The 14257-nt window shown below is 35.4% G+C and carries 12 protein-coding genes; 9 read left to right on the top strand and 3 right to left on the bottom strand.

All coding sequences use genetic code 11. The features are described 5' to 3' along the window. Nucleotides 1-214: 214 nt before the first annotated feature. The 4 genes from CJP74_RS05480 (at nucleotide 215) to CJP74_RS05495 (ending at nucleotide 3844) form a co-directional block, all read left to right on the top strand. Nucleotides 215-559, top strand: a complete 345-nt coding sequence (locus CJP74_RS05480; protein ID WP_119497276.1) for a hypothetical protein — start codon at nucleotides 215-217, stop codon at nucleotides 557-559. Nucleotides 560-1641: 1082 nt separating this feature from the next. After that, the gene (locus CJP74_RS05485) at nucleotides 1642-2040 is read left to right on the top strand and encodes a hypothetical protein (RefSeq protein WP_119497277.1); all 399 of its coding nucleotides are present in this window, start codon (nucleotides 1642-1644) and stop codon (nucleotides 2038-2040) included. A gap of 265 nt (nucleotides 2041-2305) precedes the next feature. After that, entirely contained in the window at nucleotides 2306-2668 is a 363-nt protein-coding gene (locus tag CJP74_RS05490; RefSeq protein WP_119497278.1) for a hypothetical protein, read from the top strand. Nucleotides 2669-2851: 183 nt separating this feature from the next. Continuing rightward, entirely contained in the window at nucleotides 2852-3844 is a 993-nt protein-coding gene (locus CJP74_RS05495) for an NAD(P)H-dependent flavin oxidoreductase (protein WP_119497279.1), read from the top strand. Between the two features lie 177 nt (nucleotides 3845-4021). Here the strand turns inward: CJP74_RS05495 and CJP74_RS05500 are convergent, their stop codons facing one another. Both CJP74_RS05500 and CJP74_RS05505 read right to left on the bottom strand, forming a co-directional pair. After that, on the bottom strand, nucleotides 4022-5767 hold the full coding sequence (locus CJP74_RS05500; RefSeq protein WP_119497280.1) for an ABC transporter ATP-binding protein/permease: 1746 nt from the start codon (nucleotides 5765-5767) through the stop codon (nucleotides 4022-4024). 47 nt (nucleotides 5768-5814) lie between these two features. Continuing rightward, nucleotides 5815-8043, bottom strand: a complete 2229-nt coding sequence (locus tag CJP74_RS05505; RefSeq protein ID WP_119497281.1) for a TonB-dependent siderophore receptor — start codon at nucleotides 8041-8043, stop codon at nucleotides 5815-5817. Nucleotides 8044-8689: 646 nt separating this feature from the next. Between CJP74_RS05505 and CJP74_RS05510 the strand changes: the two genes are divergently transcribed. The 3 genes from CJP74_RS05510 to CJP74_RS08125 all read left to right on the top strand — a co-directional run bounded on the left by CJP74_RS05510 (nucleotide 8690) and on the right by CJP74_RS08125 (nucleotide 11595). Further along, on the top strand, nucleotides 8690-9514 hold the full coding sequence (locus tag CJP74_RS05510; protein WP_119497282.1) for a hypothetical protein: 825 nt from the start codon (nucleotides 8690-8692) through the stop codon (nucleotides 9512-9514). 10 nt (nucleotides 9515-9524) lie between these two features. After that, complete coding sequence (locus CJP74_RS05515; protein ID WP_119497283.1) at nucleotides 9525-10130, top strand: hypothetical protein; 606 nt, start codon at nucleotides 9525-9527, stop codon at nucleotides 10128-10130. 283 nt (nucleotides 10131-10413) lie between these two features. Continuing rightward, the gene (locus tag CJP74_RS08125; RefSeq protein WP_222986958.1) at nucleotides 10414-11595 is read left to right on the top strand and encodes a restriction endonuclease subunit S; all 1182 of its coding nucleotides are present in this window, start codon (nucleotides 10414-10416) and stop codon (nucleotides 11593-11595) included. 202 nt (nucleotides 11596-11797) lie between these two features. Here the strand turns inward: CJP74_RS08125 and CJP74_RS08005 are convergent, their stop codons facing one another. Continuing rightward, nucleotides 11798-12529 carry a hypothetical protein gene (locus CJP74_RS08005; RefSeq protein WP_147397056.1) on the bottom strand — a complete coding sequence of 244 codons (732 nt, stop codon included), beginning with the start codon at nucleotides 12527-12529 and terminating at the stop codon, nucleotides 11798-11800. A gap of 331 nt (nucleotides 12530-12860) precedes the next feature. Here CJP74_RS08005 and CJP74_RS05535 point away from each other — a divergent pair, with 331 nt between their 5' ends. Together CJP74_RS05535 and CJP74_RS08320 are read left to right on the top strand one after the other, a co-directional pair. Further along, nucleotides 12861-13325, top strand: coding sequence for a nitroreductase family protein (locus CJP74_RS05535; RefSeq protein WP_345788753.1), 465 nt, complete (start codon nucleotides 12861-12863; stop codon nucleotides 13323-13325). Nucleotide 13326: 1 nt separating this feature from the next. Beyond that, nucleotides 13327-13539: a nitroreductase family protein gene (locus tag CJP74_RS08320; protein WP_345788754.1), complete on the top strand. Its 213-nt coding sequence runs from the start codon at nucleotides 13327-13329 to the stop codon at nucleotides 13537-13539. Nucleotides 13540-14257: the final 718 nt, after the last annotated feature.

Below are 14257 nucleotides of genomic sequence, written 5' to 3' on the forward strand. Positions count from 1 at the left end.
AAAAAACATAAACCAAATACAAACAACAAAAAATACAAATCATAAAACAAAATACAAACAAACCATAAACAAAATACAAACAAACCATAAACAAAATACAAACAAACCATAAACAAAATACAAACAAAAAACATAAACCAAATACATAAAAACATATAACAAAATACACAACAAAAATATTTGGTTAACAAGACAACACAATTGGAATCTAGTTATGAAAATTAAACAATTTGCTTTAGCTGCTTTAACTGCAGTTGCTAGTTTAGGTGCATTTAATGCTCACGCCTCTTCATCAGTACAAGAAACTACTCCGAGTTATTTAGAGCAATATCCTCAAGCCTCTGCAACAACGGTAAATATTGCTGGTCGTGATTATGACGCTGTAGTTGCTCGTAATGACTTAGGTGAAGTATTTGTTCAGTTAGGGGATACATCCCAACCAACAAAAATCTATCGTAGTGATTATTTAGAAATTCATACTCCTTTCTATATGACTATGGATCAGGTAAATGAAGCTCTTCCAGCTTTAAATATCTTTGTGCAATTAAGTGGTTACTAGTCTCCTGCTCATCAATTAAAAGTTACGTGCTATAAATTAAATAATTTTTAAGCAGATAAAAAGAGTACATAAGTAAACTAAGTAGCAAAAATGAAGCTAATATTTGTTAAAAGACCCCAAAAAGATATACGTAAATAAATATTTTTACATTTGTTTTTTCCCGAATCTCTCTTTGTATCCCGAGAAAAAGAAAGTTAGGGGGTAAAAAACACCCATAAACTGGGGTATAATGACAAATACAAGGTTAATAACCTATATACTTTAATATACGATTTTTTGAAAAAAAGTGATCTAAAATGCTGTGGTTTTCCAGAGCAATGGTGAGAGTTTTAGAGATAAGGTTTAACTTCTAGTTAAACTAAAGATGTTTTATCTCATCTGTATTTTAGCTATAGTTAGAGAAATATAGCTACTAATGGTTAAGTCAAAAAAATAAAAAAATACTTGCGGTTGCTTTGGCAATCGCTTTTTTTATGTTTGATTAACTAAAGCAAGAAAACTTTAATATTGGTTATTTATTAACATAGGTTGCCCTTAATAAACTGTATTATTAAATTAAATAATTAACCTTGATTATTTAATTAAGAGGGGAGATTAAATTAATAATTTAGAGACAAAATTATTTTTTATTTTTTCTAGATTTTTATTTTGCAAGAGTGAGAAAATTTCTTGAGGATTGGCTAATGGATGAAGGGGATTTGCTACTTTGATTTTACAATATTTTTATAGTTACTTTTAAGTAAGATACAAATATTTCAACTAACTTAAGTCTTTGAAAAGTAAGAATATTTATTATTGCGTATTTTGCAAAAGTCTTTTGCAAACTTAAACATTTAAACTAATTAATTCGAAGCTATATTATCTCTAGATAAAGAATAAGGCAAATAAAAAAGTGATTACTTAGTTAAATTCAAGAGTGTATTAAGTTTAACCCTATTTATCCTTTAGTATTAATTCTTTATAATATAACTATAAAAGATAACAAAGAAAAACAACACACAACAACACATAAGGTTATCTTTTATAACAACAAAAAAAACACACAAAACTAACAACACAATAACAACAAAGGAAAACTAGTTATGAAAATCAAAAATTTATTAATCGCAGTATTTGCAGCTTCAACTATTTTTACAACAGTAAACGCAAACGCAGAAGTTGTAGATCGCCTAGATCGTGATTACCCTGCAGTAATTGAATATCAATTATCAGCAGAAGTTACAAACCGTACGATTGACATTAATGGTACACAAGTTGAGGCAGTAGTTAAATCTTACCCAGATTTAAAATATGAAGTAAATATTTTAGGTAATGGTGCTAAAGCTACTTATGTAGTAAACGATGTTCTTATTTCAGCTCCAGCTTCATTAAGCTCTGGCGATTTAAATAGTGCATTAGCTAATTTAAATGTAAATGTACAAGTTTCACCACAAGTTTATGCTCAAGCACAAAACTTAGTGAAAAATAAAGCTAACTCATAATTAAAGTACTTCGAACATACAAGATACAAAAAAATAAAAAACAAACAACACAAAAAGCAAACAACAAATCAAGTACTTAAATTAAACTAGCTTAATCTCAGGACAAGGTGCTAAGCGCACCCTGTGCTAAAACCCTAGCCTTAGGGCAAATCTTAAAGCCATAAAAGCTTTAAACAACACAAAAAAAAGCAACAAACAACCTTAAAAGCTACAATACTTTTAAGTTAACAACATAAACAACATAAAACAACAAGGAAATCTAGTTATGAAATTAAAAACAGTATTCTTATCAGCATTAGTTGCAACTTCAGCTTTAGTATCTTTTAACGCTAATGCAAATGTAAATTCTAACCCTGCTACTTACGAGACAACAACAATTGCTGTAGCTGGAGAAAATGTAAAAGTAGAATCTCGTACTAATGGTAACAATGTGCAAGTAGTTATTGGTGATACCAAAGATGTATTCACAAGCTACTACCAAGTGAACAACGTTGGAGTTTTAGCACCGTCTTTCTATAACGTTAATGTAATTAATGAAGCTTTAGCTTCTTTACACCTAGACGCTCGTTTATCTTCTGCACAATACTACAATGTGCAATATAACTACGACGCAGATCGTAATAAATAATAAAAAAAATGGGAAGAGTTTTTTCTTCCCTTTTTTTTCAGGCACTAGCCGAATTAGATCGCAATAACAAAGTTTAAAAGTGAAGAGTTTTTCTTCCCTTTTCTTATAGAGAGTAGTACAATAAGGGCTAACCACTTGGTTCTTACCAAACCAATTTCTTTAACTTAAACTTTTTTTAAAATTATGACTTACGCAAATAATAAAGTTGCTCAAATTCTGGGTACTACTTATCCTTTAATTCAGGCTCCTATGTCATGGATTACCAACGCTCGCCTTGTAGCGGCCGTTTCTAATGCTGGTGGTTTAGGAGTATTAGGTCCTAACGCTGGAGGCTTAAGCTCTCCAAATGCAGCAGACTTACCGCATCAACCTCGTACTGTAGCTGATAAAGTAGCTGCTTATCGTGAAGAAATCCGTAAAACTAAAGAACAAACGGACAAGCCTTTTGCGATAAACATTATTATGCCTGCTGCCGATGAGGAAATCGATGAATATAACCAAGGTTTACTTGAAGTAGCCTTTGCCGAAGGGGTAAGACATTTTATTACCGTTTCTTTTGGTATTCCAAACAAGAAAATATTTGCTTATATTCTTAGTCACGGGGGTGTGATTATTCACCGTCCAATTACGCCAACCGTAGAGAATATGCGAGCAGCCCAAGAGCTAGGTGCTCATCTTTTAGTTGCTACGGGTTACGATGAAGGCGGTTATACTCCAGAACGTCCACTTGGTACTTTTACCGTGGTACCAACTATGGTAGATGCAGTAGATATTCCTGTGTTAGCTGCAGGCGGAATCAATGATCGTCGTGGTGTTAATGCAGCCTTTGCTTTAGGGGCACAGGGAGTATTTATTGGTACTCGTTTTATTGTAACTAAAGAGAGTCCAGCTGCTGAGTCAACTAAATCTAAAATTCTTCAATCTAGCGTAGACAATATTGTTCGTATTTCTTATTTCCAACGTTCGCTAAATACGCCACAAGCTCAAGAGTATGCTTCTGTTTATAACTCTAATCCTCAAGAGGATCTGGATAGTAAGATCCAACAAGCAGGAGGCTTACGTCCTGGTATGTTAGTTGGTGATCTTGAAAAAGGAATTATTTCGGTGAACATGGGGGTAGACGTTATTCGTACTATTCCAAGTGTTGCTAATCTAATTAAAGATTTAATGGAATAAAAAAATAGCCTGGGTATTTTACCTAGGCTATTTTTGTATGTACTTTAAAGTGTTTGAGCATTTACTTTAAAGTGCTTGAGCATTTAATGTATTTGCTTTAAAGAGCTTGAGTTTACTTTACAGCTCTTGAGTTTACTTTACAGCTCTTGAGTTTACTTTACAGCTCTTGAGTTTACTTTACAGCTCTTGAGCATTTACTTTAAACTGGGTAAGATCTACTTTTTGTTTAAAGTAAGCATTTAATTCAGGTTGATGGGTAATCCCCACCACCATAGTTTGCGGTAAGCGTTGCGCTAGTAAAGCAAAAAGAGCTTGCGCACTTTGGCTATCAAGTTGATTGGTAGCCTCATCTAAAAACAACACTTGCGGTTGTAAATGTAAAGCTCGAGCCAAGCTTAATCTTTGTTGTTCACCCCCAGAAAGTACTTTATGCCAGTTAGCCACTTGTTCAAGTTTGTCACTTAAGTGAGCTAAACCAACTTCTTGTAGTAAGGCTAAAGCTTGTTCTTTTTCCAGTAAGTGTTCATAAGGGTAGCTAAGAACTTCGCGTAAACTTGCCTTAAACAGATAGGGTTTTTGTGGTAAGAACAAGCGACGGGCACTGTAGATCTGACTTTGCCCTTGGTAGTAGGGCCAAATTCCCGCTAAGGCTCTTAAGAGCGTAGTTTTCCCTAGTCCACTTGGACCTTGGAGTTGATACCATTGTCCAGCGACAAAGCTAAGTTGCACTTGAGCCAGAAGCGGTCTTTGCTCTTGGGTAAAGAGATCGAGGTTTTTTACTTCAAGCAGAACAGGAGCCTCTGAGGCAGAGGTTGATTCTTTTGTATTAGTTGATTCTCTGGTATTAGAGAGCTCTTTAGTAGTTACCAAAGTTTTTTCTTGCTCAGGCTGAGCCTCAAGAGCATCAACAAAGGTTCCTAAACGTTGTACTACGGCAGCCCATTTAATAATGGTTTTATAGCTATCCACAAACCAGTTAAAACCATCTTGGACATTAGCAAAGGCACTGCGGGCTTGCATCATACTCCCAAAAGTAATTTGCCCACCAAGGTACATAGGTAGAGTAGCCAAGAGAGGAATAAACAGAGTTATACGTAAACTTGTTGCCGAAAACACTTCTACTTTTAACTCCCGCCAAATTAAAGCTCGCCAGTTAGATTTTATTTTGCCAAAGTCTTGTTCCAGACGTTTTAATTCTCCCGCTTCCCCTTGATAGAGAGCTATGGCTTCACTAGATTCTTGTAAGCGAATTAATTGTCCCCTGTAGTTAGCTTCATAGTGTTGCTGATCTACATTGAGACGTTGCAGTTTATATCCTACCGCATGCATAATTAACGAACAAAGGAGCGAGTATAAAAAAGCTACCCAAACTAAATAACCTGAAATTTGCCATGAAGTTTGCCCGAGGGTCAAAGTATAAACTGCCGACATGGTCCAGAGAATACTAACAAAGCTTACCAAGCGGAAAATGTTCATGCATAGTCCACGGACAAGATCTATAGTGTAGGTACAAAGGAGCATTACATCTTCGGCAATCCTTTGGTCGGGGTTGTCGATATGCGGAGCATATAGCGACAAGCGATAATGCTTGTGGTCCTTGAGCCATTTGTTTTGTAAGAGCTTGGTTAGGTCTTCGCGCCACCAAAACATGAGTTTTTTGCGTAAAAAACTACCTAGTACCACACAAAAAACAATAATCCCCATGTAGATAAAGTACTGCCCTACGAGCCCCCAGATTTTATCTTTTTCTAGATTAGCAAGGGCATCATAAAAGTCTTTATTCCACCAGGCAACATATACCGAAATTTGTACGATAGTAATGCTAGTTAGTAAAGTTATAGCAAAAACTAACCAAGGTCGCCAAGCTCTTTTGCCATACCAAAAGTAAGAGGCAAGAGCAAAAAAGTATTTTAAAGTTTGCATAAGAAAAATGAGCTAAAAGCCAAAGACTTGAGTCTTTGGCTTAGATCTTAGAAAGTGTAATTTAAGTTAAACTGCACATTACGTGGATCACCGTAGAAGTTATTACCTCCGTAAACACGTACGCGGTTATTTACCCAATATCTTTTATCAAAGATATTGTTAAAGTTTAGCGAGAGGTTTAGGTTAGGAGTAACTTGGTAAGCTACATCAGCATTCCAGAGAGTGTAGCCTCCTTGACGGATGTTTTGATAGAGGCTTTGCGTTTGGGATTGATAACTAAAGCCAGCTCCCACTGTCCATTGCTCATTTAACTGATAGTTAGAGTAAACACGAAGAATGTGTTTTGGGGTAACCTTACTAAAGTTCATCCCTGCCGTGTAACTTGAAGATTCAGTAACTAGGTACTTACTGGTATTAAAGGTGTAACCGAGGAAGAGGTTCCAACGTTCGGTTAAAGCCCCAGAAACTTCAAAGTCAACCCCTTGGCTACGTACTTTACCAGCAGTGAGGTAATAGTAGTTACCTGCACTATTAGTTAAACCAGTATACACTGAACGGTTACGTTCGAGAATACGGAAAAGAGCAAGGTTAACATTTAAACCACTCCAGTGAGATTTTAAGCCCACTTCATAGTTAGTTCCACGTTTTGGAGCAAGCGGGTTGTTGTTAATATCGTAACCACTTTGTGGTTTAAAAATACGCGACACACTTGCGTAAACTGTATGATGGGCATTGAGATCATAACTTAAGCCCACTAAAGGAGTAGTTGCATGGTAACCACGGATAGTTAAATCATCAGGGTCACTATCAGCTGCTCCAGCCCACCAGATGTAATCTGCAAAGCTATAGGTTTTATAGTAAGAGTAGTTTAAGCCCGCTAACAGATAAAGTTTATCTACGAGGTTAAATCTGCCCCCAAGTTGTAAAGAACTGGTTACAAAGCGGTTATTGTAATAGATAAAGTCTGATGGATTACTCCAATCTGGTTCACTTATATCTGCACCGTTAAACGAGAAAATATCGTAAGTTGAAGTATCACGCACACGTGCGTAGTCAGTTTTTGTATCATCGCGGTTGTAAACATAGTTTACAAAAGCTTGATGCGTTTTACCAAATAACTCGAAGCTACCGTTTACTCCAGTTTTAAATTGGATTTCGCTAGCACGGTTATCATAGCGCAATTTATTGTTTAATGGCATTAAACCTGTAGTTGGTACACCAGCATAGCTTGTACCTAGGCTAGTTACCATTGCCATTTTTAGAGTACTTAGTTTGCGCGTAAAGGCAAGAGTAGTATCTACTTTCCAGTCGTCATTTAACCAGTGTTGGTGTTCGGCAAAGATTTTTACTTTACGGTTAATCTCACGGTTCCAAGAAGCACCTAAGTAAGTGTTACGATCAAGATTTAACTCTTCACCTGTTGCACTCATGTAAGGTACACCTGATGGATTTGGCGTAGAGATTTTATTTTGCATTAAAAGCCCAAAAGTAAAAGTATCTTTTTCCGTAGGCTCCCAACGTAATACCCCGTAAAGTAGACCTAGGTAACCTGCTTTAGCTTTAGTAAAGTCTTTATTACGAGCAGCTGTTACCACTATACGACCAGTTAAAGAACCATCATCGTTAAGTTTACCTGTACTATCAAGGGTTAAACGCGTTGTCCCAAAAGTATCTACAGTTGCATTAACGCTAGTTTTTGCAATAGGAGAAGGCTTTTTGTATACAGCATTAACTGTGCCCGAAGGTTCTGAGTTAACTTGTGTTAAGCCTGTAGAGCCACGTACTACTTCAATATGATCGTATACGCTCAGGTCAGTGTAACTAGTTGCACTGCGGTATGGGTTTGATGCTGAACCAGGCACTGTAGTTGATAAACCATCTTCTTGGATTTGGTCAATGTAGAAACCACGTGACATAAAGCGGAAGTTATTTCCGTCTTTAATTACCGTTAACCCTGTAGTCGAGTTAGCTGCTTGAACAATATCGTAAATCCCACGGCTTTTTAAGTAGGTACTTGTTACTACTGAAACTGACTGTGGAGTTTCATTTTGGAGTAGATTAAGTCCAGTAGTTGTACTAAAAGCTGAAGAAGTAAAAGAGTTAGTATTTTCAGTTTTAGTAGAGCGTGATACTGCCTGTACGTTAATAGTAGTTAACGTAGCGTTAGAACTAGAGCTTGTGCTAGAACTAGAAGTAGTAGTATCTGCAAAAGCTGTCCCCGTCAATAATGGTAGAGATAAAAGTAGGTAATTTAAGTGTGTTAATTTATTTTTCATATACTTAGAGTGATTAATGCTATATTTACAAGCCAAATGAAAGTAATATATAACTTTCCTTATGTATGAATTACTTGTTGTTAATTAATAGTCTAATTGAACTACAAGCAAAAAATATGTGGCAAATTATAGCGGATTTTTTTACCCGTAACTAATTTTTTTGCATTAAAGAGTAAATTAATTTTACTAATCTACGAAAATCTAGGAGTTAGAGAAAGTATTTATCCCTTTGTTTTTTAAGGGAATTAAAATGAATCAAACTAAAATTTTTTCTTTTTGTAGAGAAGGTATTTAAATTAAATTTACTTATTTAACATGGGGTTTTTATGAGAGGGATAAAGTTTTAGCTTTATAAATTTGTCATTTTTTATTTGTGCATTTGTCTTTTTTATTTGTGCTCCGAGGTTGCTTTTTTGCTTTAGAGCAAAGGAGAGGCAAACTATTCTTTCAAGCTCTCTTTTTTTACATTTTCCTCATCCTTTCTCTTTTTAATTTAGCACGGTATTTTAAGCTAAATTTAGTTCCTCTCCTCTTTGCCTCAGCCTTTAAGTTACGGCAAAAAGCAAGTAATCCCCGCCTATTTGTAGTAAAATTTAAGTATACGCTCTAGTTTAAGCTCCTTTTTCATTTTAATAAGAGTAGAATCATGCGTTTTAGTAAAATTTTCTCTCTAGGTTTAGCTTTGAGTTTAGGACTCGGCTTAACTTATGCCCCTATGCAAACTGCTTGGGCAAATACAAAACAACAAGCAACTTTCAGTCAACCGTTTTTACCTTTAGATGTTAAATTAAGTGCCAAAGCTAACGAATACTTAGGGCAAATTAAATTCTATAATTCAGATCCAAAAGCTCGTGGTTACCAAAAACCAAGCTTAGATAAAACTCCATTAAGTTATTTATTTAACTCAGATGCACGCTTAGAGCCTTTACACAAAATGATGCTCGTTTACTACCAAAAGGTTTATGACTACTTTAGTGCCAATCGTGAAGTAACAGATATTAATCAGTTCACCGTTGGTTTAAGTGAAGCTCTCATGCCTTTTGATTTGAGTAGTAGAGGGGCAGTGTTCCGTCGGGCAATTGAGCAACAGTTTAATCTTGTAATTCCTCGCCGTAACTCAGGTATAGATGATCAGCAACGCACTTTAATGAAAGACTTTGTTTTTAGTATCTATACTTCACAAGCTTTAGCTTATTGTAATGAGCAACGCAACTCAGGGGCTTTAGAGTCTACTTACTGTCGTGGAGCGGCAATAGTAGCAATTATTAACAGTAATGGCTTTAAATCGGGAGCTCCTTACTTTAGACGTTTAGGCTTTTTAGCCCAAATTCCACAAGAGCTAGATAAACTAAACAATCAACAAAAAGTAGCAGCCTTTGGGCAAATTATTCCTCAATTAAATCAATCGAAAGAAGTATTAACCCGCTTTATCGGTTTTGCGCCAAATTTTGTGGGCTTAGAGAATAAGTAGGTAATAGCTTATGAAATTAAGAACTTTTCTGCCTGCAGTTTTAGCAGCAACGACCTTTATTTTTGGTAATGCCCAAGCCCGAGTATGGTTCCACTACTCCACGGTAGAACAAAACATTATGCTCCAAACTTGGCAGTTAAACCAATCTCTTGGGCAATACGCAGGTAAAGAACTTCCTATTGGCGAATTCTTTACTTTAGTTTCGCACATTCCTTATTTAAATGACGTAACGGTGAGCCGTAAAGATGACACTTTACAAAGCCAAGTAAATCTTAAAGTGCTTACAGACTTTAAAAATAAGTATTGTTCTGAGGATAAAGACATAATTAGTCATGGTTGTTTAAATGTACTTGTTGCTTTACAAATTCGTGAGCTCTTAGCCCAAAACGACTTTGCCCAATACTATGATTTCCCAAATGTTTATCGCCAAGCCCAAGCGAAAAAAGAACAAAAAACTTTAAATCTTTTCCGTGGGCTAGAAGTAGGGACATTTGCTGATTTTTATATTACGCAAGCGGATTTAAATCGTTTACCTATAGCTCAGTTTTTACAACAAAACTATAAGTTAACTCTAGTACCAAATCCAAATGCTAAAGCCCCTACGGCAAGTGAATAAAATAATCCCCTTAACCTAGCCCTAGGTTAAGAGGACTAAGTCCTTCGAGCTTTTTCTAAAGTTCGAAGGATTTTTTATGGCTGAGTTTTTTTAGTTTTTTTGCTTAATCTTGCTTTTACCCCAACTCTCTTTTCTTGAGCAATAGGTACTAGGTTTTTTGAGCAATAGGCACTAAACTTGGCTTAATTTTCTCACCAACCCAAGTAAAGCTTTAGCCAATTTAGGCATCAAGTTTGGGGTATAATATTTAAGTCTCTAGAAATGATTTAAATTAGAACAACTAATGCAACACCAGAATTTTCCTCAGCCTGCCTTGTCCTTTACAGGTACGGCTCTTACTTGCTCAACCCTTGGGCAATTAACTACTTTTAGCAATGGTAAAAGCCACGAAAAGCAACAACAGGCTAAGGGTAAATACGAACTAATTAACTTAAACTCAGTAGCTCTAGTGGGAGGCTTAAAGCCTTCGGGTAAATTTGTAGATCATGCCGAGCAAACACTAGAACAAAACGATCTGGTAATGGTGTTAAGTGATCTTGCCTATGGTAATTTTTTAGGTAAAGTAGCCTTAATTCCCTCTGCTAATAAATATGTCCTCAACCAAAGAGTAGCTTTAATTCGTATTAAAGACACAACAACTCTTGATCCTTATTTTCTGTTTACTTACATTAATAGTAAACAGCATTATTTCAAAAGCATGGGAGCAGGGGGATCACAATTAAACCTCAGCAAAGAGGCAGTGTGCAACTTTCCTGTATACTATCCAGCCTTTAGGGAACAAGTACAATTGGGGCAGTTTTTTGCTCAGCTAGATGCACAACGACAAAAACTAGAGCAGGCTTTAGCCTGGTGCCAAGAGCTAAAAAACTCGGTACTAGGGCAAGTACTGACTCTAGCTAACAACGGACAACCTAAATTAAGATATCCGCAATTTAAGCAAGCTTGGCAACAAGAGCAAGTCGGCAAGATCTTTACCAGTTTAACTAACGGTAAAAGAAAAAAAGTAAAAGACTTGAGTCCTGTGCCAACTCCTGCTGCTCCTTATCCCGTGTACTCAGCCCAAACTACCAATGAAGGGATTATGGGTTACTACTCGGAGTATTTATTTCAAGATTGTATTACTTGGACACGCGAAGGTTATGCTGGGCAAGTTAACTACCGCCAAGGCAAGTTTTACTGTATAGATACTTGTGGGGTTCTCCTTTCTGATCGGGGTTACTCTAACAAGTTCTTTGCAGAAAACCTCAATCGCGTGGCTTTTAAATATGTTGTACAAACGGGCATTCCTAAACTCTATCCTAATGCCTTGTCTTTAATTTACTTAGCTTATCCTGAGGATATAGCCGAGCAACAACGTTTGGGTGATTTATTTACTTTACTAGATCAGTTAATTGCCTCTTACCAAAAAGCAATTAACTTGCAGCTAACTTTAAAGCAAGCTCTGGTGCAACGCTTGTTTGTTTAGGGTAAAGGTTAATGGCTTAATTGCTCAATTGCTTAATTACTCAGACTTTTTAAATAATTAACCAATTAACCATTGGTGATTTGCTTGATTATTTAAGGTTGGTGAATTGTTTAAGTTTGGTTATTTGCTTAATTATTTAATTTAGTAAGCAACAAAAAAATCCTCTTAATCACAACGATTAAGAGGATTCTTTTTTATTTCCTTAACTATTGCTTGGTAGATTCACCATAGTTAAGTTTGTCGTAGGTTGAACGCGTTCTTGATAGCCTAAAGATGCTAAAACCTGATTAATCTCAGGGATAGTTACATCTTGAGAAGCATAAATAGTTAGATTGTTTGCTTGGTATTGTACTTCAGGTTTACCATTTTCAGTAGTAGCGGTTACTACTGTACCATTGTTTTCTTCGTAAACACGACCACAAATACGAGCATTATCTGTTTCTGAGTTTACACAGCTTTGGTTTGCCATAGCTGCTGTAGGCGTAAAGAGGTGATAAGCTAAAGCACCTAAAGCCATACCTGTAAATAAACCATTAAAACGATTGCCGTTTAAGCCTTGCATTTGTACTGAAGGAGGTGGAGCAAAGTTTCTTGCAGGAGTTGAGTTAGTATTATTTTGGTTAGCGTTAGAGTTAGCGTTTCTATTAGTATTGTTGTTTGTATTAGTGCTACGATTAGTATTAGTACTACGGTTAGTATTTGTAGTATTACGACGCACAGTTGGAGCTGGAGGAGAAACACGACGAACGCGACCACCTCTTCTTGCTTCATAATCTTGGTCTGCAGGTTTTGCTCCAAAGTCAGGAGCTGTTAGTGAACTTGCAGTAACATATTCTAGCTTCGCGCTAGTAGGACGTTCAGCAGTTGCTATAGTTGGAGTTAATAAAGTACCAGATACTAGCAATGCTAAGAGAGTTTTTGAAGTTTGTTTCACAAAAAAATTCCTTGCAATAAATCCTTTTATTCTTCTCTTATATTACCATAAATAGGTATTTTTTTAAAGATCCAGCATTTATTTAAGAAAAATAATTAGTGATAAGTAGAAATTAACAGCAAAAATAATTATACCCATATAAAAAGTAAGGTTATGGCAAAATAAAAGTGCTTATTTTTCACTTAGTGATCACTCAGTTAAATTTGCAAAGCTTGCAAGAGTGAAAAAAAAGGATTATAATATGCACATATTATTTTTCAATGAAATAATTAGAAAAAGACAACAAAAATAATAATATTAATAGCAACAACAACACAAAGGAGCTCGCTCTATGTTTAATAAACAACAAATCTTAGATGCTTACAACTATCGTTACGCGACTAAAAAATACGATCCAAGTAAAGACGTATCAGAAGAAGATATGAACTTTATCCTTGAAACAGGTCGTTTATCACCAAGTTCATTCGGTTTAGAACCATGGAGATTTTTAGTAATCCCAAAATCTAATGCAAAAATCCGTGATCTAATCAACGAACACTCTTGGGGTATCAAAGATAAAAAAGATGCAACTTACTATGTAATCTATTTATCTCGTCGTGCTGAAGATTTACAACCAAATTCTGAGTTCATTACTCACATTTTAAAAGATATCAAAGGTATGCCAGAAGATATTCTTAACGTATACCGTGGCTTCTATACTAACCAAGCAGGTGAGCTATCTCACTTACTAGGTGAAGAAAACGTTCGTGCATTAGAAGACTGGGCAAGTAAACAAACTTTACATTGCTTTAGGTAATATGTTAACTTCTGCAGCTATGATCGGTGTAGACTCTACTCCAGTAGAAGGTATCGATTATGACAAACTAGACAAAGCTTTAGCTGAAGCTGGTTTATACGATCCTAAACACTTCAAACTAAGTGTATTAGCTGCATTTGGTTACCGTGGTGAAGAACCTCACCGTGAAAAAACACGTCAAGCAACTGCTGATGTAGTTGAATGGTTCAAATAATTCGAAAAAAAATGGTACCAGTTAATTCTGGTACCCTTTTTTTTGGGTAAAAAAATAGAATTAAGCTTAAGAAAATGAGATTTAGGTAAAAAAAAATAAGACTCAGATGAAAAAAATAAGACCTAGCTGAGGGAGTAACATTTAGCTGGGAAGTAAGTTTTTATTTTAGTTCTTTTGCTCTGATTTTTTTTAAGATTGTAGTTTTTTGCGATTTTACTTATTCTTACGTAGCAGTTTTTTACTTTTTTGTTCTATTTTCATAGTTTATTTTTTGCCTTTTGAGGCTAATTTTTTTACATATTTTGCTTATTTAGGCTACTCTCCTACGAATCTTTTTACCTATCCTAATCTTTAATTTTTTAACTTTTTTTGCTTCTTCAAATTGATATTTTGCCCTGCAATTTTCTGTTATTTTATCTTGCAATTTTTTTTGCTTTTTGCCTCTTCATTTTTCTTATTTTCCTTTCAATTTTCTTTCACTTTCTCCTGCTATTTCCTTTCATTTTCTCTTGTAAATTTTTTACTTTTGCCTCTGCGACTTTTTAAGTTTTGCTCTTTTATTTTTGTAAATTTTGTTGCTTAAATTTTTTTAAGTTCTTAACGTTATTTAAGGCTTTAGGTCTTATTTTTCTTAACAAAAATTTGCAGATTTCGCAAACTTTAACAGCGATTTTGTTTATTATCTTATCTTGAGAGCAAAAAATAGACTTTTGGGGGA

The sequence above is a fragment of the Psittacicella melopsittaci genome (assembly GCF_003585925.1).
Taxonomy (GTDB): Bacteria; Pseudomonadota; Gammaproteobacteria; order Enterobacterales; family Psittacicellaceae; genus Psittacicella; species Psittacicella melopsittaci.

What these genes read in the sequence shown, in the direction of transcription:
- CJP74_RS05490 (WP_119497278.1), top strand. Translation starts at nt 2,306, where the DNA reads ATGAAATTAAAAACAGTATTCTTATCAGCATTAGTTGCAACTTCAGCT.
- CJP74_RS05495 (WP_119497279.1), top strand. Translation starts at nt 2,852, where the DNA reads ATGACTTACGCAAATAATAAAGTTGCTCAAATTCTGGGTACTACTTAT.
- CJP74_RS05500 (WP_119497280.1), bottom strand. Translation starts at nt 5,767, where the DNA reads ATGCAAACTTTAAAATACTTTTTTGCTCTTGCCTCTTACTTTTGGTAT.
- CJP74_RS05515 (WP_119497283.1), top strand. Translation starts at nt 9,525, where the DNA reads ATGAAATTAAGAACTTTTCTGCCTGCAGTTTTAGCAGCAACGACCTTT.
- CJP74_RS08125 (WP_222986958.1), top strand. Translation starts at nt 10,414, where the DNA reads ATGCAACACCAGAATTTTCCTCAGCCTGCCTTGTCCTTTACAGGTACG.
- CJP74_RS05485 (WP_119497277.1), top strand. Translation starts at nt 1,642, where the DNA reads ATGAAAATCAAAAATTTATTAATCGCAGTATTTGCAGCTTCAACTATT.
- CJP74_RS08320 (WP_345788754.1), top strand. Translation starts at nt 13,327, where the DNA reads ATGTTAACTTCTGCAGCTATGATCGGTGTAGACTCTACTCCAGTAGAA.
- CJP74_RS05480 (WP_119497276.1), top strand. Translation starts at nt 215, where the DNA reads ATGAAAATTAAACAATTTGCTTTAGCTGCTTTAACTGCAGTTGCTAGT.
- CJP74_RS05510 (WP_119497282.1), top strand. Translation starts at nt 8,690, where the DNA reads ATGCGTTTTAGTAAAATTTTCTCTCTAGGTTTAGCTTTGAGTTTAGGA.
- CJP74_RS05505 (WP_119497281.1), bottom strand. Translation starts at nt 8,043, where the DNA reads ATGAAAAATAAATTAACACACTTAAATTACCTACTTTTATCTCTACCA.
- CJP74_RS05535 (WP_345788753.1), top strand. Translation starts at nt 12,861, where the DNA reads ATGTTTAATAAACAACAAATCTTAGATGCTTACAACTATCGTTACGCG.